This is a genomic window from Ruegeria lacuscaerulensis (genome assembly GCF_013034745.1).
Classification (GTDB): Bacteria; Pseudomonadota; Alphaproteobacteria; order Rhodobacterales; family Rhodobacteraceae; genus Ruegeria; species Ruegeria lacuscaerulensis_B.
On record NZ_WQGP01000003.1, the window covers coordinates 422,802 to 439,851 of the forward strand.

At 58.9% G+C, this 17,050-nt stretch carries 19 protein-coding genes; 10 read left to right on the forward strand and 9 right to left on the reverse strand.

What is annotated here, in order from left to right; translation table 11 throughout:
- Positions 1–10: 10 nt before the first annotated feature.
- From GOV79_RS08180 to GOV79_RS08205, 6 genes are read left to right on the forward strand one after another with little or no spacing between them, the layout of a single operon-like run.
- Positions 11–1,249 carry an ABC transporter substrate-binding protein gene (locus GOV79_RS08180; RefSeq protein WP_170789386.1) on the forward strand — a complete coding sequence of 413 codons (1,239 nt, stop codon included), beginning with the start codon at positions 11–13 and terminating at the stop codon, positions 1,247–1,249.
- Positions 1,240–2,013, forward strand: coding sequence for an ABC transporter ATP-binding protein (locus GOV79_RS08185; RefSeq protein WP_170789387.1), 774 nt, complete (start codon positions 1,240–1,242; stop codon positions 2,011–2,013). The genes GOV79_RS08180 and GOV79_RS08185 overlap by 10 nt, the downstream gene beginning before the upstream one ends.
- Entirely contained in the window at positions 2,003–2,719 is a 717-nt protein-coding gene (locus tag GOV79_RS08190) for an ABC transporter ATP-binding protein (RefSeq protein ID WP_170789388.1), read from the forward strand. The genes GOV79_RS08185 and GOV79_RS08190 overlap by 11 nt, the downstream gene beginning before the upstream one ends.
- 11 nt (positions 2,720–2,730) lie before the next feature.
- The gene (locus tag GOV79_RS08195) at positions 2,731–3,939 is read left to right on the forward strand and encodes a Tm-1-like ATP-binding domain-containing protein (protein WP_170789389.1); all 1,209 of its coding nucleotides are present in this window, start codon (positions 2,731–2,733) and stop codon (positions 3,937–3,939) included.
- Between the two features lies 1 nt (position 3,940).
- Positions 3,941–4,801, forward strand: coding sequence for a phosphoenolpyruvate hydrolase family protein (locus GOV79_RS08200; protein WP_170789390.1), 861 nt, complete (start codon positions 3,941–3,943; stop codon positions 4,799–4,801).
- Between the two features lie 58 nt (positions 4,802–4,859).
- Positions 4,860–5,258: a cupin domain-containing protein gene (locus tag GOV79_RS08205; RefSeq protein WP_170783197.1), complete on the forward strand. Its 399-nt coding sequence runs from the start codon at positions 4,860–4,862 to the stop codon at positions 5,256–5,258.
- 215 nt (positions 5,259–5,473) lie between these two features.
- Here the strand turns inward: GOV79_RS08205 and GOV79_RS08210 are convergent, their stop codons facing one another.
- The 4 genes from GOV79_RS08210 to GOV79_RS08225 are packed head-to-tail and all read right to left on the reverse strand — an operon-like array spanning position 5,474 to position 8,616.
- Positions 5,474–6,262 carry an ABC transporter permease gene (locus GOV79_RS08210; protein WP_170789391.1) on the reverse strand — a complete coding sequence of 263 codons (789 nt, stop codon included), beginning with the start codon at positions 6,260–6,262 and terminating at the stop codon, positions 5,474–5,476.
- On the reverse strand, positions 6,259–7,011 hold the full coding sequence (locus GOV79_RS08215; protein WP_170771707.1) for an ABC transporter permease: 753 nt from the start codon (positions 7,009–7,011) through the stop codon (positions 6,259–6,261). Before GOV79_RS08215 ends, GOV79_RS08210 begins: the two co-directional genes overlap by 4 nt.
- A gap of 9 nt (positions 7,012–7,020) precedes the next feature.
- Positions 7,021–7,785: a transporter substrate-binding domain-containing protein gene (locus GOV79_RS08220; RefSeq protein ID WP_170771705.1), complete on the reverse strand. Its 765-nt coding sequence runs from the start codon at positions 7,783–7,785 to the stop codon at positions 7,021–7,023.
- Between the two features lie 33 nt (positions 7,786–7,818).
- Positions 7,819–8,616, reverse strand: a complete 798-nt coding sequence (locus GOV79_RS08225) for an ABC transporter ATP-binding protein (protein ID WP_170789392.1) — start codon at positions 8,614–8,616, stop codon at positions 7,819–7,821.
- Positions 8,617–8,693: 77 nt separating this feature from the next.
- Between GOV79_RS08225 and GOV79_RS08230 the strand changes: the two genes are divergently transcribed.
- From GOV79_RS08230 to GOV79_RS08245, 4 genes are read left to right on the forward strand one after another with little or no spacing between them, the layout of a single operon-like run.
- Positions 8,694–9,350: a TetR/AcrR family transcriptional regulator gene (locus tag GOV79_RS08230; protein ID WP_170789393.1), complete on the forward strand. Its 657-nt coding sequence runs from the start codon at positions 8,694–8,696 to the stop codon at positions 9,348–9,350.
- The gene (locus GOV79_RS08235; protein WP_170789394.1) at positions 9,347–10,531 is read left to right on the forward strand and encodes a pyridoxal phosphate-dependent aminotransferase; all 1,185 of its coding nucleotides are present in this window, start codon (positions 9,347–9,349) and stop codon (positions 10,529–10,531) included. Before GOV79_RS08230 ends, GOV79_RS08235 begins: the two co-directional genes overlap by 4 nt.
- Positions 10,528–12,132 (forward strand): 5-guanidino-2-oxopentanoate decarboxylase, encoded by a 1,605-nt coding sequence (locus GOV79_RS08240; RefSeq protein WP_170789395.1) that lies wholly within the window; start codon positions 10,528–10,530, stop codon positions 12,130–12,132. The genes GOV79_RS08235 and GOV79_RS08240 overlap by 4 nt, the downstream gene beginning before the upstream one ends.
- Positions 12,133–12,135: 3 nt before the next feature.
- Complete coding sequence (locus tag GOV79_RS08245; RefSeq protein ID WP_170771697.1) at positions 12,136–12,921, forward strand: arginine deiminase family protein; 786 nt, start codon at positions 12,136–12,138, stop codon at positions 12,919–12,921.
- A 490-nt stretch (positions 12,922–13,411) separates the two neighbouring features.
- Here the strand turns inward: GOV79_RS08245 and GOV79_RS08250 are convergent, their stop codons facing one another.
- From GOV79_RS08250 to pcaC, 5 genes are read right to left on the reverse strand one after another with little or no spacing between them, the layout of a single operon-like run.
- Positions 13,412–14,473 (reverse strand): 3-carboxy-cis,cis-muconate cycloisomerase, encoded by a 1,062-nt coding sequence (locus GOV79_RS08250; protein WP_170789396.1) that lies wholly within the window; start codon positions 14,471–14,473, stop codon positions 13,412–13,414.
- Positions 14,474–14,509: 36 nt separating this feature from the next.
- Positions 14,510–15,361: a 3-oxoadipate:acetyl-CoA acetyltransferase gene (locus GOV79_RS08255; RefSeq protein ID WP_170789397.1), complete on the reverse strand. Its 852-nt coding sequence runs from the start codon at positions 15,359–15,361 to the stop codon at positions 14,510–14,512.
- On the reverse strand, positions 15,354–15,953 hold the full coding sequence (pcaG, locus tag GOV79_RS08260) for a protocatechuate 3,4-dioxygenase subunit alpha (protein WP_170789398.1): 600 nt from the start codon (positions 15,951–15,953) through the stop codon (positions 15,354–15,356). The genes GOV79_RS08255 and pcaG overlap by 8 nt, the downstream gene beginning before the upstream one ends.
- Positions 15,954–15,955: 2 nt before the next feature.
- Positions 15,956–16,672 carry a protocatechuate 3,4-dioxygenase subunit beta gene (pcaH, locus tag GOV79_RS08265; RefSeq protein ID WP_170789399.1) on the reverse strand — a complete coding sequence of 239 codons (717 nt, stop codon included), beginning with the start codon at positions 16,670–16,672 and terminating at the stop codon, positions 15,956–15,958.
- Positions 16,669–17,049 carry a 4-carboxymuconolactone decarboxylase gene (gene pcaC, locus GOV79_RS08270; RefSeq protein ID WP_408015514.1) on the reverse strand — a complete coding sequence of 127 codons (381 nt, stop codon included), beginning with the start codon at positions 17,047–17,049 and terminating at the stop codon, positions 16,669–16,671. Before pcaC ends, pcaH begins: the two co-directional genes overlap by 4 nt.
- Position 17,050 lies beyond the last annotated feature (1 nt).

The following is a 17,050-nucleotide window of genomic DNA, read 5'->3' on the forward strand; positions in this document are numbered from 1 at the left end:
AACCTAAAAAATGAATAAGCTCAAAATGGCTGCATCCGCGCTGGCGCTCTGCGCAATGGCGGTGCCTGCATCTGCCGAAGACGTCAAGATCGGCGTGATCTCAATTCTCGAAGGCGCGTTTGCTGCTTTGGGTCAGGATGGGATCCGCGGTGCGGAACTGGCGGTGCTGGAAACCGGTGGAGAGGTCGACGGCAATAAGATCGAAGTCATCACAATGTCGTCCGACGCCAGCCCCGACAGTGCTGTGAACGCAGCCCGCAAACTGATCGAGCAGGACGGCGTGGATATCATCGTTGGCCCGCTGTCGGGGTCCGAGGGTCTGGCCCTGCGCGATCTGTCGAAATCCTATCCCGGCGTGACCTTCCTGAACGGATCGTCGGCGGCACAGGATACAACCCTGCGCGACAGCTCTGACAACTTCTACCGCTTTGGCGGCGACGGCGCGCAGTGGATGGTTGGCGTGGGCGACTATGCCTTTAACGACATGGGCTACAAATCCGTGGCCGTGATCGCCGAGGATTACTCTTTCCCCTACACGCAGGTTCTGGGCTTCATGACCGAGTTCTGCGAAGCAGGCGGCAAAGTGCCCGAGAAGTTTTGGACGCCGATTGGCAACAAGGATTACTCCTCGGTCGTCTACTCGATCCCGCAGGATGTTGATGCGCTGTTCGTGGCGCTGGGTGGCGCGGATGCGGTGAACTTCCTGACCCAGTACAGTCAGGCGGGTGGCGACAAGCCAATCATCGGCGGCTCGATCACCATCGACCAGTCCATTCTGGACAGCAAAGGCCCGTTCAAAAAGCTGCTGGTAGGTGCGCCTGCGGGCACCCCGACCGTTGGTGATTATGACGGCGACGAATGGAAAGCCTTTACCGCCAGCTACACCGAAGCCTTCCCCGATGGCTTCTCGGCCCCCTCGATCTTTGCGCATCACTATTACATGAGCGCAAAGGCTGCGATGCTGGCGCTGGATGAGGTTGATGGCGACTTGTCCGACAATCAGGCGGCCTTCCGCGCGTCGCTGAACGATCTGACTTTCACCACCCCCACCGGCGGCACCATGCGGCTGGATAAGAACCGCAATGGCGTGATCGACAACTTTGTCACCGAGGTCTACGAGCGTGAGGATGGCACGCTTGGCAACCGCGTGGTCAAGGTGGTGCGCGATGTGGATCAGCTGCTGGGACAGGACGAAGAGGTATTTCTGGCCTCGGGTCCGGTCAGCCGGGACAACCCCTCGTGCCCGTAACCCCCTCGCATAACACCGCCAATGCCCTGGAGGTCCGGGGCATTGGCAAACGCTTTGGCGGGTTCTGGGCGGTGCAGGATATCGACCTGACCGTCCGCCCCGGCGAGCGGCGTGCGATCCTTGGGCCCAATGGTGCGGGCAAGACCAGCCTGTTCAACGTGCTGACCGGGGATACCAGCGCCACGACTGGCCAGATCACCCTGTTTGGCGATAGCGTGACCCGTGAGCCGATCAACAAGAGAATTCAACGTGGGCTGCGCCGAACGTACCAGCACGCCCATCTGTTCAACGGCCTGACCGTACGTGACACGCTGTTTCTGGCCGTGGCCGGGCTGCGGGGCAGTTGGCGGCAGGTATTGCCCCTGCGCGCCACTGACGCACGGCTTGCCGAGGCCGAACGTTTGGCCGAGATCGCAGGCGTGGCGGATGTGCTGGACCGCGAGACCTCGGAACTGAGCCACGGTCAGCGGCGACAGCTTGAGATTGGGATCGCGCTGGCCGAAAACCCGAAGATTTTGCTGCTGGACGAACCGGCGGCGGGGTTGTCGCCAGCCGAGCGGCCCAAGCTGAGCGCCTTGCTGATGTCACTGCCCAAGGATGTGACCGTGGTGCTGATCGAACACGATATGGATATCGCGCTGCAGACTTCGGAGAGTGTCTCGGTTCTCTATAACGGGCGGATGTTGGCCGAAGGGTCGCCCGACGACATCATGCGCAACGAGGATGTGCATCGCGTCTATATCGGAGGCGCCCATGGCCACTGATCTGCTGGAAATCCGCGGGCTGGACCTGCGCTATGGCTCAAGCCACGTCTTGCATGGCGTCGGCCTGAACGTCTCGGACCGCCCTTTGGGCATCCTCGGGCGCAACGGGATGGGCAAGACCAGCCTGTGCAATGCAATCATGGGTCTGCATCCGCATTCGGCCGGGGAAATCCGGTTCGATGGGGTGGATATGACCGGTCTGCCGCCCGAAAGACGTGCGCAGATGGGGATCGGCTATGTGCCGCAGGGGCGGCGCGTCTTCCGGTCTCTGACGGTCGAGGAACATCTGCGGATCGTCGAACGCAAGGGCGTTGCGTGGTCGATTGAACGGGTTTACCAGACGTTCCCGCGCCTGAAAGAACGCCGCCGCAATCTGGGCGACCGTCTATCTGGGGGCGAACAGCAGATGCTGGCGATTGGCCGTGCGCTGCTGTTGAACCCGCGCCTGATGGTGCTGGATGAGCCGACCGAGGGGCTGGCCCCCGCCATCGTCTCGGACGTGATTGATCTGATCGAGTTGATCGCAGGCGAAGGCATTGCGGTGTTGCTGGTCGAACAGAACATGCACGCGGCTTTGGCCGCCGTGCAGGATGTGGCCATCATGGTCGGCGGAGAAGTGGTCGAGCGGATGACGGCAGAGGCTCTGGAAAACGATCCGGCGATGCAAAAGCGCCATCTGGGGCTGGAACCCGGGCAGTCGGGCTAAGGGAGGGAAGGATGACAAAAAGAGCTTACGTGATCGGAACCGCCGACACCAAAGGGCCGGAATTGCGATACGTGCGCGATCTAATCGACGCAGCGGGGATGGAAACCGTCTTGGTCAACGTTGGCACCAAGGGCGGCGAGACCGGCATGGAAGTGACTGCTGCCAGTGTCGCCGCCTGCCATCCCGACGGGCCGGCGGCGGTTTTCGTGAATGATCGCGGGCAGGCCGTGACCGAGATGTCGCGGGCACTGACCGCCTTTGTCCTTGGCCGCGACGATCTGGGCGGCATCATCGGGCTGGGCGGCTCGGGCGGCTCGGGGATCATTGCTCCGGCCATGCAGGCTTTGCCGATTGGGGTACCCAAGGTGCTGGTTTCCACCCTCGCGTCGGGTGACGTCTCGGCCTATGTTGGTGCGTCGGATGTGAACATGTTCCACCCTGTAACAGATGTATCGGGGTTGAACCGCGTCTCGCGCCGATTGCTGGGCAATGCGGCGCACGCGCTGGCAGGGATGATGGCGAATGAAGTCCCCGAAAACACCGATGATCGCCCCGCGTTGGTTCTGTCGATGTTCGGTGTCACCACCCCCGCCGTCCAGGCCATCACCGAAGGACTGGCCGATGACTACGACTGCCTGGTCTTTCATGCCACCGGCAGCGGGGGCCGGTCGATGGAGCAACTGGTCGATCAGGGTGACGTTGCCGGGGTGCTGGACATCACCACCACCGAAATCTGCGACCTGATCGTGGGTGGGATGCTCAGTGCAGGTGAAGACCGGCTCGACAGCATTGCCCGCAGCAAACTCCCTTATGTTGGCTCGTGCGGCGCGTTGGATATGGCGAATTTCTGGGCACCCGATACGGTGCCCGCACAGTTCAAAGGGCGCAATTTCTATCACCACAACGCGCAGGTCACGCTGATGCGGTCCACAGCGGAAGAATGCGCACAGATAGGCGTGTGGATCGGCAACAAGCTGAACGCTTGTGACGGCCCGGTGCGCTTCCTGCTGCCCCTGCGGGGCGTCTCGGCGCTGGATATCGAAGGTGGAGCCTTCCACGACCCGGCAGCCAATGACGCACTGTTTCAGGCTCTGCGCGATACGGTGACACAGACCCCCGACCGACAACTGATCGAGTTGGACATGCACATCAACGATCCCGACTTTGCCGAGGCGGCGATCGCCAATTTCAAAGAAATCTACACCAAGAAGGATACCTGATATGGCAGTCACGGGACGCGCAGACATCCTCAGCCGCTTGCGGGCAAAGATAGCCGCTGGCCAAGTCATCATAGGTGGCGGTGCAGGCACCGGCCTGTCCGCCAAATGCGAAGAGGTCGGCGGCATCGACCTGATCGTCATCTACAACTCGGGTCGCTATCGCATGGCCGGGCGCGGATCTCTGGCGGGCTACATGTCTTACGGCAACGCGAATGAGATCGTTGTCGATATGGGGCGCGAAGTTCTGCCGGTCGTCAAGGACACCCCTGTTCTGGCAGGGGTAAACGCCACCGACCCATTCTGTCTAATGGACAAGTTTCTGGATGATTTGGGGGCAATGGGTTTCGCAGGTGTGCAGAATTTTCCCACGGTGGGCATCATCGACGGCCGCTTCCGGCGCGAACTTGAGGCCACCGGCATGTCCTATGACATGGAGGTCGAAATGATCGCCAAGGCCCATGAGCGCAACCTTCTGACCACGCCATACGTTTTCAGTGCTGACAACGCTGCCGAAATGGCGAAGGCGGGCGCGGATGTCATCGTCGCACATTTCGGTCTGACCACGGGCGGAACCATCGGGGCCGGGGACAGCGCACCGGATATAGCCGAATGCGCGCGGCTTTACGACGAATGGGCCGCAGTAGCGCGCACTTATCGCGACGACCTGATCTTTATCTGCCATGGCGGCCCATTAGCAGAACCCGAGGATGCACAGAAGTTCCTGGACCTCTGCCCGGACTGTCATGGCTTTTACGGAGCATCATCGATGGAGCGTCTGCCCACCGAACGGGCGATTACAGCTCAGACTGCAGAATTCGGAAAGCTGCGGCGGGGGGTTGAACGCTCTAAAGGGGTCGCATGACGACAAAACACCAATTTGCAGAACTAGTGCGCAATCAAAACACGACCGGAGAATAGGGATGATCGGAAAATTCATGCTTTCGGCGGATACGCCGCAGGAAACGCTTGATTGGGGTAAGTTGAAGTGGATGAGCAGTCCGCCCGCTACAGGCGCCGGACAGCTTACGGTGATTGAGGTCAGCCTGGCTCCGGGCCACGGCCACAATTTTCACAAACACCCCGATCAGGAGGAAGTTATCTACTGCGTCGCGGGTGAGGTCGAACAGTGGCTTGGCAAGGAAAAGCGGGTGATGGGACCAGGGGACTCGGTCTTTATTGGCGCGGATGTGGTCCACGCCACGTTTAACATTGGCGATCACGAAGCGACTCTTCTGGCAATTCTGGGACCATGTGTCGGAGATATGGGGTACGAGATCGAAGATGTCGCGGACAAGGTGCCTTGGAACGGTCTGCGTTAGATTGCAGAAAAAGCGCCTAGGATTTTCGCACAAGAGTGCAGCCTTATCACTTCTGGACTTGGTGAGCAGGTCCAGACGCTGGATGGTGAAGGCCCACAATGCGAGATCATGTTTGGCTGCGTTAGCGGCTGGCACCTGTCGCGAAGCGGTACGACGTTTTCCTCACAGCAACTGCCCTCGACGCTTTGATCGTCTGTTGACTGTGAGCCCTGAGCCTAGCGTCGTTCCTGCCCGGTCCCAAGCACCTTGACCTCCAGCCAGTGAAAGGCAACTGCGATCAGGCCTGCGACCAGAATATAGAATACCGCCAGCAACAGCAGTGGTTCATAGATGATGAACGTGTCCGAACGCACCCGCGATGAAACTGCATAAATGTCGACAACAGTGATGGTCGCCACCAGAGGTGTCGCCTTCATCTGCAAGATGGTTTCGCCGCCCAAAGTCGGCAACACATTGCGGATTGCCTGTGGCAACCAGATGCGGCGGAACATCGTCAGTCTGGGCATGCCGAACGACTTGGCGGCCTCTAGCTGCCCCTTGGCAACACCTTTGAAGGCCCCGCGCATAACCTCGCCCTCGTAGCCTGCATAGGACAGGGTCAACGCCAAAACCGCATAGGGCCAGGCCTGCCGCAGATACGGCCAGAGTTCAGACGAGCGTATCCACGGGAACTGAGGGAACAGTGACCCGAGACCGTAGTACAAAAGCCAAAGTTGAAGCAGCAAGGGCGTGCCGCGAATGATGGTGCAAAACGCTTTGGCCGGGGCAGCAAGATACCAAGGTCCAACAGCCTGCGCCAACCCAAGAGGAACCGCAAGACAGAACCCAAGTACGACCGTGACGACCAGCAGCCAAATTGTCGTCCAAATACCTTGCAAGGCCAGCGGAGCGTATTTCGGCAGCCAGTCCCATTGCAGCGAGACGGCACACCAGATGACGATCCCTGCGAAAATCAGCATCATTGCGACGCGATGCGGTTGCATCAGAGATCTAAGACTGATCATTTACTACCCCCTGTCAGAGAGGGCTGGCCACGGCGGGCCCATTTTTCAATCCGGCCGAAAATGACGCCCGAGCACAGGGTGACCATGAGGTACAGAAACCCGGCAGACAAGAAGAAGGTAAAATAGGCGCGGGTGCTGCTGGCGGCTTGTCGGGTTTCAAGGGTCAGTTCGTTGAAGCCAACGACTGCAAGCAGCGCGGTGTCCTTGGTGGCGATCAGCCATAGATTGGCCAGACCGGGCACGGCAAAGCTCATCATCGCTGGTATCGTTACGCGGCGCATGGTCATGAAGGCTGGCATGCCATAGGACTTGGCAGCTTCGATCTGGCCGGGCGGTACAGCCTGAATGGCCCCGCGCAGAATTTCGGTGGCATAAGCCCCCTGAACAACGCCCAGCACCCAGATGCCAGCGGCCACTCCGTTGATCTCGACCCGTCCGCCTCCTATGGCTGCGGATATCTTGTTAATAATATCCGACCCTACATAATACAGGATCAGGATCAGGACCAATTCCGGCACAGCCCGGATAACGGTCGTGTAGATGGCGAGAAGATCGCGTGTGACCTTCCCGCCGTATAGTTTGCCATAAGCTCCGAACAGTCCGATCACTAGGCCGAGCGCATAGGCACCAAAGGCGATTTGCAATGAATTGGACAAACCGCGCAGCAGATTGCCACCCCATCCTGGAGGCGAGAGCGACAGCAGCTCTGCGCTCTGCGCCAAACCTAGCGATTCCAGTAGTCCGGTCACGTTAATGGCTTAGTAGATGCTGGCGGAGAAGTAGTTCGAGGTGATCTTTTCATGTGTTCCATCCGCCAGGATGGCAGCGATACCCCTGTTCAACGCCTCTCTCAGATCATCTTGCCCTTTGCGGACACCGGCCCCTACGCCGCGCCCCAGAATGGCAGGATCATCTTTAACGGCCCCTTTGATTTCACAGCAGGCACCAGCGTCCGAATTCACAAAGTCCGCCATTGCGATGCTGTCGGCCTGTGTGGCGTCGATCCGGCCCGCAAACAGGTCCTGATTGGCTTCGTCCTGAGTTTGATAGACGCGCAGTTCCGCATCTTTGAAGTATTCTTGTGCATAGGCCTGGTGGATGGTCGAAGCCTGCACGCCAACAACTTTGCCCGCCAAGGATTCCGGAGTTGCATCGATATCGATCGACTTATCTGCGACGATGACCGCAGGAGTGTTGTAGTAGGGATCGCTGAAATCAATGGTTTTCAGACGTTCCTCGGTGATCGACATCGAGGCCATGATGGCGTCGATCTGCTGACCCGTCAGCGACGGGATGATACCGTCCCACGCAACTGGAGTGATGACGCAATCAAGTTCGGCCGCCGCGCAAACAGCGTTGATCACGTCGATCTCCCAGCCGACCCAGGTGCCGGAACTGTCAAGCGACGCGAATGGCGGATAGGGTTCGGCTGCGATACCAATCTTGACCTCTTCGGCACTGGCGACGCCAGCTGAAAGAAGTGCAGCAGCAAGGCTGGATGCAAAAATTTTACTGATTTTCATTATGTTACTCCCTGTTGGCTTTGTTTTGTTGGACTATGCGACCGAACTTAGAAACTGCTTCAATCGTTCAGACTTGGGGTTACCGAAAACCTCGGCAGGTGGTCCCTGCTCTTCAATTCGGCCTTGATACAGATAGACGACGTGATTGGCGACTTCGCGCGCAAACTTCATCTCATGGGTCACCAGCAGCATCGTCCGCCCTTCGGACGCAAGATCGCGGATCACGGTCAGCACTTCACCGACCAGTTCAGGATCCAGCGCCGAGGTCGGCTCGTCAAACAACATGACCGAAGGATCTACGGCCAGCGCTCGCGCAATTGCCGCGCGCTGCTGCTGTCCGCCGGATAGATATGCAGGGTAAGTGTCGGCCCGGTCGCCGAGCCCCACGCGCTCTAGCAACTCATGCGCACGCGCGATGGCCTGAGCTTTGGGAACCTTGAGTACGTGCACCGGCACTTCGATCACGTTCTCCAGAAGCGTACGATGGTTCCACAAATTGAACTGCTGGAAAACCATCGCCAGCCGGGTGCGTATACGCTCGATCTGTCGACGATTGGATGGGCTGCCATCGTCGTGCATCTCGACCTGCTCGCCACCTATCGTGATCTTGCCCGAACTCGGAGTTTCCAGGAAGTTGATGCAGCGCAACATTGTCGACTTGCCAGAGCCCGACCCCCCGATGATTGCGACGACATCGCCTTTATGCGCCGTCAAGGACACGCCTTTCAAAACCTCTAGCGGGCCGAAGGACTTGTGCAGGTCTTCAACCTTAATCGCTTCGTCATTCTCTGTCGTATGATTTACGGGTGTAGCGGCTTTGGCTGCGTCCATATCCAGGCATCTTCTGATTTCAGCTTGCAGTAAGCCCCGAATCTCGTGATTATGCAAGTGTATAATAACTTCATGTCATGGATATGCCCGCGGTGCAGGACAATAGCCGAAAATTTACGCGTGAGTCCGCCGAGCATCGGCGCGAGGCATTGATTTTGGCAACTCTGGACCTGATCGCCGAGATGGGGGTGCGTGGCGCAACTGTGCGTGAGATCGCGGCGCGTGCAAACGTGACTCAAGGTTTGATCCGACACTATTTCACCTCGAAAGACGAATTGGTGCACGCGGCCTACGAGCATCATATGAATACGCTGACCGTCAAAACGGCCGCCTATACCGGGGAAGGGACGGCGGTGTCTCGGTTGTCGAACTTTGTCGATGCGTCTTTGCGGCCACCAATTGTCGATCCCAAGGTCGTCGCCCTTTGGGCCGGATTTCTGAACAAGGTCCAGACGGACCCCAAAATGCAACATGTCCACCAGCGCACTTATGACTACTTCCGAGACCATCTCGAAGCGCTCATCGTCGCTGCGCTCAAGGAAACCCGGCGCGATGTGGAACCCTTCGAGGCGAAACAGTTGGCGATCGCGTGCAACGCGGTGATCGACGGCCTCTGGCTGGAAGGCGGTGCGCTTCCGGATGCGTTTGCCGAAGGCCAGTTGCCCCAGATCGGCCTAGACTCGGTCGGCGCAATTCTAGGTATCACGTTGAACAAAGAGGCAGCAGAGTCATGAGAACCTCAGCAGTAACAGCTCGGTTGGCGGGTTTGGGTGGCGCCAAATGGAGCGTACACCTGAAAGCCCGCGAACTTGTCAAAGCAGGTGCTGATATCGTCGAGATGACGATAGGTGAGCCGGATGTTCCTGTGCCCGCCTCTCTGATCGAGACTACGGTACATTCGCTGCATGCAGCGCGGACGGGATATTCCAATGGTCGTGGAGAAGAGGGCCTGTTGGATGCGTTGGCCGAGCGATACTCGCTCCGCCGGGGACGCAGTTTTAAATCTGAAAACATCCTCTGTTTTCCCGGCACGCAAACCGCCCTTTTCGCGGTTATGGCCGGGGTTGCTGAGGCTGGCGACGAGGTTCTGGTCGGCGATCCGATGTATGCCACCTACGAAGGTGTCGTGCGCGCGTCAGGAGCAGACATGGTGCCCGTTCCCTTGCGACCCGAGCATGGATTTCGCCTTCAGGCTGAAGACATCGCCAAACGGATCACGCCGCGCAGCCGTGCGATCTTGCTGACGACGCCGCACAACCCAACCGGTGCGATCCTGACTGCGCAAGAAATTGCGGAGATCGGGCAATTGGCAATCGCGCATGATTTGTGGATCATAACGGACGAGGTTTACGAAGACCTGGTCTTTGAAGGGTCACAATTTGTCTCGCCCCTTGCGTATACGGAATTTGCGGATCGCGTCATCGGAGTTTCATCCATTTCGAAGTCACACGCTGCGCCCGGCTTCCGCAGTGGCTGGTGTGTCGGTCCATCCGACTTCTGCGAGGCACTGCTGCCTTATTCTGAAACCTTGCTGTTCGGAAATCAGCCCTTCATCGCGGATATGACCGAGAAAGCGATCCGTGACGGGTCAGAGGTTGCCTCTGGCATGGCCAAACGGTTCGCGGGCCGGGCCAGTTTGCTGGCGGATCGCTTGGGGGCCGACACTGAACTTGTTGTGCACCGTCCCGAGGCTGGGATGTTCGCACTCATTGATGTTGCGAACACCGGTCTTGATGGTGAGGCCTACGCATGGCGCTTGTTGCAAGCCGGAGTTGCTGTCATGCCGGGCTCGGCCTTCGGCGACAGCCTGAAGAACTGGGTGCGTGTGGCATTGACGATCAGTGACGATGATTTCGCCACTGCCATCACCCGCATTGTTGATCATGCCAACAACATACCGCGTGAGGTCGCATGAGCGCTCTGACAGTTGGGGAAGCTTTGGTCGCAGAGCTTCGGCGCCGAGAAGTGGCCTGTGTGTTCGGTATTCCGGGTGTCCATACCATCGAGCTGTACCGCGGTCTTGCGGCATCGGGTATTCGACATGTTACCCCTCGGCACGAACAGGGCGCAGGGTTTATGGCGGATGGCTATGCACGTGTATCGGGTAAGCCGGGCGTAGCTTTTGTGATAACTGGGCCGGGTTTGACGAATACGCTGACCCCTATGGCCCAGGCACGGTCGGATTCAGTGCCCTTGTTGGTGGTGTCCGGTGTTAACCCGACGGCATCGCTTGGAAAGGGCATGGGGCATTTGCACGAGCTGCCCGATCAACTGAAACTTGCGCAAACAGTCGCATTGCTTTCTGAACAGGTTTCTGACGCCGATCAGCTGGACCCGGTCGTAGACCGCGCCTTTCAGCGCTTGACCACCGAGCGGCCCGGGCCTGTGCATATCGAGGTTCCCTTGGATGTGGCTGCCCATCCCTATGTCGCGGCGCCCATTGCCCTTTCCCACACCGAGTGTCAGGCAGGTACTGATCTGATCAGTGAGGCTGCAAGCCGACTGGCCGAGGCTGGGCGCGTCGTAATTGTCGCCGGTGGTGGTGCAAAGCGCGCAGAGGGTGCTTTGCAAGCGTTGGCCGAAGCGCTTGACGCGCCGGTTGTGCAAACCGTCAACGCCCGAGGCCTCATGCATGATCATCCACTGACTGTGCCTGCCAGCCCCAGCTTGCCGGCCGTGCGCTACTTGATTGAAGACGCAGATTGCGTGCTGGCATTGGGAACCGAACTTGGCCCCACCGATTTCGACATGTATGCAACCGGCCAGATGGCAGAGATGCACGGTCTGATCCGGGTGGACCGATGCCGTGATCAGCTGGCCCGCCATGCAGCCAAGGTTGCGATTCACGGAGATGTCGAACTGGTCGCACCTGTGCTGGCCGCGTCATTGCCAAAAACGGCAAAAAAGGGCGAAGGTGAAATGCGGGCCAAGCTTGCACGCACCGCTGCGTTGGACGAAATTGGCCCGGACTATCGCGAAATAGTTGATATTCTCAATGCGATCCGCGATGCGGTGCCCAATGCGCTTGTGATCGGGGACTCAACCCAACCGATTTATGCGGGTAACCTGTACTATGACCACGACCGTGCGGGTGGCTGGTTCAATGCTGCAACCGGATATGGTGCGCTTGGCTACGGAATTCCTGCGGCGGTCGGAGCTGCAATCGCCGCCCCTTCCACCCCTGTGGTGTGTATTGTCGGGGATGGTGGCGCCCAGTTTTCCCTTCCTGAAATCATGGCCGCGGTCGACGAAAACCTGCCTGTCATCTTCGTGATTTGGAACAATAGCGGGTACGGAGAAATTGCAACGTCGATGAGGGACGTCGGTGTAACAGTGATCGGTTGTAATCCTACGCCTCCCGATTTTGCGGCAACCGCAAAGTCTTTTGGCATTCCGTATTTTGAAGCTCGTGCGGAACCACAGGTGGTCGCGCGAAAGTTACGCGACGCTGTCGCCGTGAAAGGACCGTCCATGATCGAAATCACTGCCGCAAAACTTGTACCCACGAAAGACTGACCCATGACAGACCCCACTTTCGAGTTTTCACGCGCCATCACCCGTCGCCCTGCATCCACAATCGCAAACGGGCTGCGCGCTGAGGATGTCGGCGATCCAGATCTTGATGGGATGTTGGCAGCGCATCAGGCATATGTAGCCACCCTAAAGAGCACGGGTGCAGAGGTGATCGAGCTTGGTCCGCTCGATACCTTTCCAGACGCACAATTTGTCGAAGACACTGCTCTTTGCCTCCCTCAAGGCGTGGTTCTGATGCGGCCTGGTGCGCCATCGCGCATGGGCGAAGTCGCCGAAATGGCTCCGACCCTTCATGACTGCTACGATACGGTACGTGCGATCGAAGGCCCTGGTCATATCGAAGGCGGTGATATTATTGTAACCGGTCGGGAAATTCTGGTGGGCCGATCAGATCGTACCGACGCGGAAGGTGTCGCTGAACTGGCAAGGATAACTTCTGATTGGGGACACAAGCTGCGGGAAGTCTTCACGCCCAAAGGTGTGCTGCACTTCAAAACAGATTGTTCGCTGATGGATGCCGAGACCATCCTGTCCACCCACCGACTGGACGCATCAGGCTGTTTTGACGGCTACCGTGTGTTACATGTCGCCGAAGGAGAAGAAGCCGCTGCCAATGCCATCCGTTTCAACAATCTGGTGCTGATGGCCGCGGGCTTCCCTCGAACGGCCGATATGCTGGACCGCGCAGGCTATGAAGTTGTCGAGATAGACAATACCGATTGTGCCAAGTTGGACGGTGGTATGTCATGCCTGTCTCTAAGGCTTCCCTAGAGGTATCGCCAAGTAGTTCTGTCGCAAACTCTGGCCTATATGTATTGGGCATGCGTCTAAAGTAACGTCTGTCGACCCAGAAGATGCGTTGCGAATTTGTGTCTAAGCCGACCGGCCATTTCCCTGCGGCATCTTCCGGCGGGGGGTAAACCGGCAAGCCATCTGAATCGGGCCCGGCGGTGTTCCGCCCTAGGTTCGGTGAGAGGATGCCGCCGTCGCGCCGGACCTTCTCCAAAACGTGCCAAGAAAAGAAGCTTTGGTAGAAAGGTTGCGATCGTGGGCAAGAATCATATGACGACGACTGCAAAGATCTGGATCAGAATGAAGGGCATGACTTGGATTAATAGTGCGCCGATTACCAAAGTTCGAGCCATTGCCAAGCCAGGTTATCAGCTCGTGGCCCGCGCCAACTGACGGAACAGTTTGCCCGAGTTGAAGTCACACAACGGGCATCCGAATTGAGCAGATCCACATTGGATTTGTTGAAGCGTTAGTCGGGCGTTGCGCCGATTGAAATGATCTGCGTGCACAATGTGGTGGCCGCAGCAAGTGACCGAGCCGTGGTCTGGGCCATGGTCGGCAGGATCATCCATTCCAATGCCCACGCGCTGCCGGATCGTTCCTGTTCATGCACCATAGCATGGTGCATCCCGGACACCTGTACGGCGTTGAACCGCGCCAGTGTTACCAGCAGCTCAGCCAGAATGGGGTTCTGTTTATGTGGCATGGCCGAGGATGTTCCTCCACCGGACAGCCTGATCTCGTCCACACCTTGTTGGGCCATCAGGCAGATATCCTGCCCCATTTTTCCCAGTGACCCCGAGATGTGCGACAGCAGATCGGCATATTCCACCACCCTGTCGCGGGTGGTATGCCAGCTTTGATCCGTCACATACAGCCCAAGTGCATCGGCGATATGCTTCGCCAAATCGTGCAGCGAGGGCCCGATCGTCTGACCATCGCCAACAGGTCCGGCCAGTTGCACGCATTCCACGCGCGGGCGCAGGTCGGATAGGGTTTGGTGATAGCTGCGCAGCGGATCGCGCCAGGTTTCGATCCGGTGGCCGACCGAGACAGGCAGGGCAACCTGCATCCGCGTGCGTCCCATAATTTGGCGTCCACCAAATTTTTCACTGAGATCGCCCAGCACTTCCGACAACCGTGACAGGCGCGCTTGCAACAGGTTCGTGGTCTCACGCAAGGTCAACGCCAAGGCCGTGTCCATCACGTCTTGCGAGGTCGTTCCAGTGTGAATGGCTGGTGCCAGTGGTCCTGCATCCGATCTAAGGGCCTGAACCAGTGCTGGTACAGGCAGCCCGTCCGCGATGGTGCCCGCGCGCAAAGTATCCATACCGGGCGCGGATTGTTCAATCCATGCGGCAGCAGCGTCCGCTTGGTTGGCGGGGATTTTACCGATTGCACCCAAGCCGCGTGAATAGGCAGCCTCGAAGGCCAGCATATGGGTGAGCGACCGTTCTGCAGACCAGATGCCCTGCGCCTCGGCGTCGCCGAACAGGCCGGAAAACCAGGGGTGCGAGAACAGATCGGTCATCGTCGTTGTCCTTATCTTGGGTCGTCCGGACTGGCGTCAGGCCGCAGCCGAGCGCAGACCCAGAATGGCGCGCGCCTGGTCTACACTCGCAACCGGGCGTTCATGGGCATGGCACAGATCGACGGCCCGCTGCACCAGCGCTGCATTGGACGGGGCCAGCGTGTCGCGATCCAGACGCACGTTGTCCTCTAGCCCCGTGCGCACATGCCCGCCCGCCGCGATGGACCATTCGTTCAGCTTGATCTGCCCAGCCCCGATCCCGGCGGCGCACCACGGGACGTCTCCGAACAGGCGGTGCACGGTATTGACGTAGAAGTCGAATACATCTCGATCCACGGGCATCGCATTACGGACCCCCATGACGAATTGGATATAGGGCGTATCGGGCAATTGCCCCTCGCGGTGCATCCGGGCCGCTTGCAGTATATGTGACAAGTCAAAAGCCTCGATCTCGGGTTTGACGCCGTAGGTTGCCATCTCGCTGGCCAGCCAGTTCACCAGATCGGGCGGGTTTTCATAAACGCGCGTCGGAAAGTTGTTCGATCCCACCGAAAGCGAGGCCATATCCGGGGACAGCGGCAACATACCCCCGCGCGCTTTGCCCGCGCCGGACCGCCCCCCGGTTGAAAGCTGCACAATCATGCCGGGGCAGTGCGTTTCGATCCCCTCCTTCAGCGCTGCGAACAGGTCGGGGTCCGAGGTGGGTTTGCCCTCGGCGTCGCGCACATGGCAATGAGCGATGGAGGCTCCGGCCTCGAAAGCTTCATGAGTGCTTTCGATCTGCTCCGGCACGCTGATGGGAACGGCCGGGTTATCGGCCTTGGTCGGCACCGATCCGGTGATCGCCACACAGATGATGCAGGGGGTTTGTGAGACAGGATCAGACATCGAAAAACACCGTTTCTGAGGGGCCTTGTAATTGAATATCGAACCGGTAGCCGCCTTCCACCTGTTCCGCGATAAGAGTTTGCCTGCGCACGGGCTGCTCAATCAGGTTCAGCACCGGATCCGACGCATTTGCCGCCATTTCATCGGGGAAATAAAGCCGGGTGTTGAGGCCTACGTTGATCCCACGTGCAACGAGCCACAGGTTAATATGTGGGGCCATCACCGCGCCGGATTGGTCTGTCACGGGGCCCGGTTTGATCGTGTCGAACACCCATTCGCCCGTGTCGAAATCCGGTATCACACGGCCCCAGCCACGAAAGCCCGGATCAACAGTACCCAGACTGGGATAAACGCCATTTGCATCCGCCTGCCATGTTTCAATCAGTACATCCTTGACCGGCGCGCCGGTTCCGTCGCGCACCACACCGCGCACAGTGATCTTCGTCCCTGACGCATCTGGCCCCGCGATGTCACGGCCCAACTCGTGCCGGTAGATATCGAACCCGGCGTCTCCGGGGGCCAGCCCGATATGCACATAGGGCCCCGCAGTCTGTGAGGGCGTTTCCTTGAGATAGTCCAGCTTTTGCACCATGGTCAGTTCCCCTCGGGCCGGTTTTCAAAATAGGTCGACCGCTGCCCGCGCAGCACGATGTCGAATTTATAGGCAAGACAGTCGAAGGGAACGGAGGCGTTGATATCCAGCGCGGCCACCAGTTGGTCAATCGCGCGCGGGTCGGGGATCGTGTTGATGATCGGGCATTTTGCGATTAGCGGGTCGCCTTCAAAGTAAAGCTGCGTGATCAGGCGCTGCGCAAAGCTGGTTCCGAAGACTGACACGTGAATATGCGCAGGCCGCCAACTGCTGACCCAGTTGCGCCAAGGATAAGCGCCGGGTTTGACGGTGCGAAACTGGTAGTAACCCTGATCATCTGTCAGCGTTCGCCCGCAGCCGCCGAAATTCGGGTCGATGGCGGCCAGATAGGTGTCTTTCTTGTGGCGATACCGCCCGCCTGCATTTGCCTGCCAGATCTCGATCAGAGTATTGGGCACCGGGCGGGCGTTTTCATCCAGTACCCGTCCATGCAGCAGGATACGCTCGCCCACCGGATCGCCGGTTGTAGCGAAATTGCGCAGCAGGTCATTGTCCAACGGGTCGATGGCGCCATGGCCAAAGGTCGGGCCGGACAGCTCGCTTGTGGTTCCTTCCAGCGACAAAAGCGGCTGTTTCGGAGACCGTGTCACGCTGGTCTTGTAGTTGAGGTCCATGGTTTGCGGATGCCAGGCCCGGTCGCGGGGAAAAAGCTGGGTCATTCCGCCATGTCCTCCATCTCGGAAAAGGTTTGTTTGGCAAGGGCAATGGCCCGATTGGCGCAAGGAACGCCTGCATAGACGGCGGCGTGCAGGAAAGCCTGAAGGATATCGTCCTTCGAGGCCCCGGTATTGGCGCAGGCGCGCACATGCATGGGGATCTCGTCAAAGTTCCGCGTCGCGGCCAGCAGCGCCAGCGTGATCATGGAGCGTTCGCGCGGGGTGATCGTGTCATCCGCCCATAGCGTGCCCCACGCGGTTTCGGTGATCATGTCCTGAAACGGCGCGTCAAAGGCGGTTTTCCGGGCCTCGGCGCGATCCACATGGGCGTCGCCCAGAACCTTGCGGCGCACGGACATGCCGGTTGCATGGCGATCCATC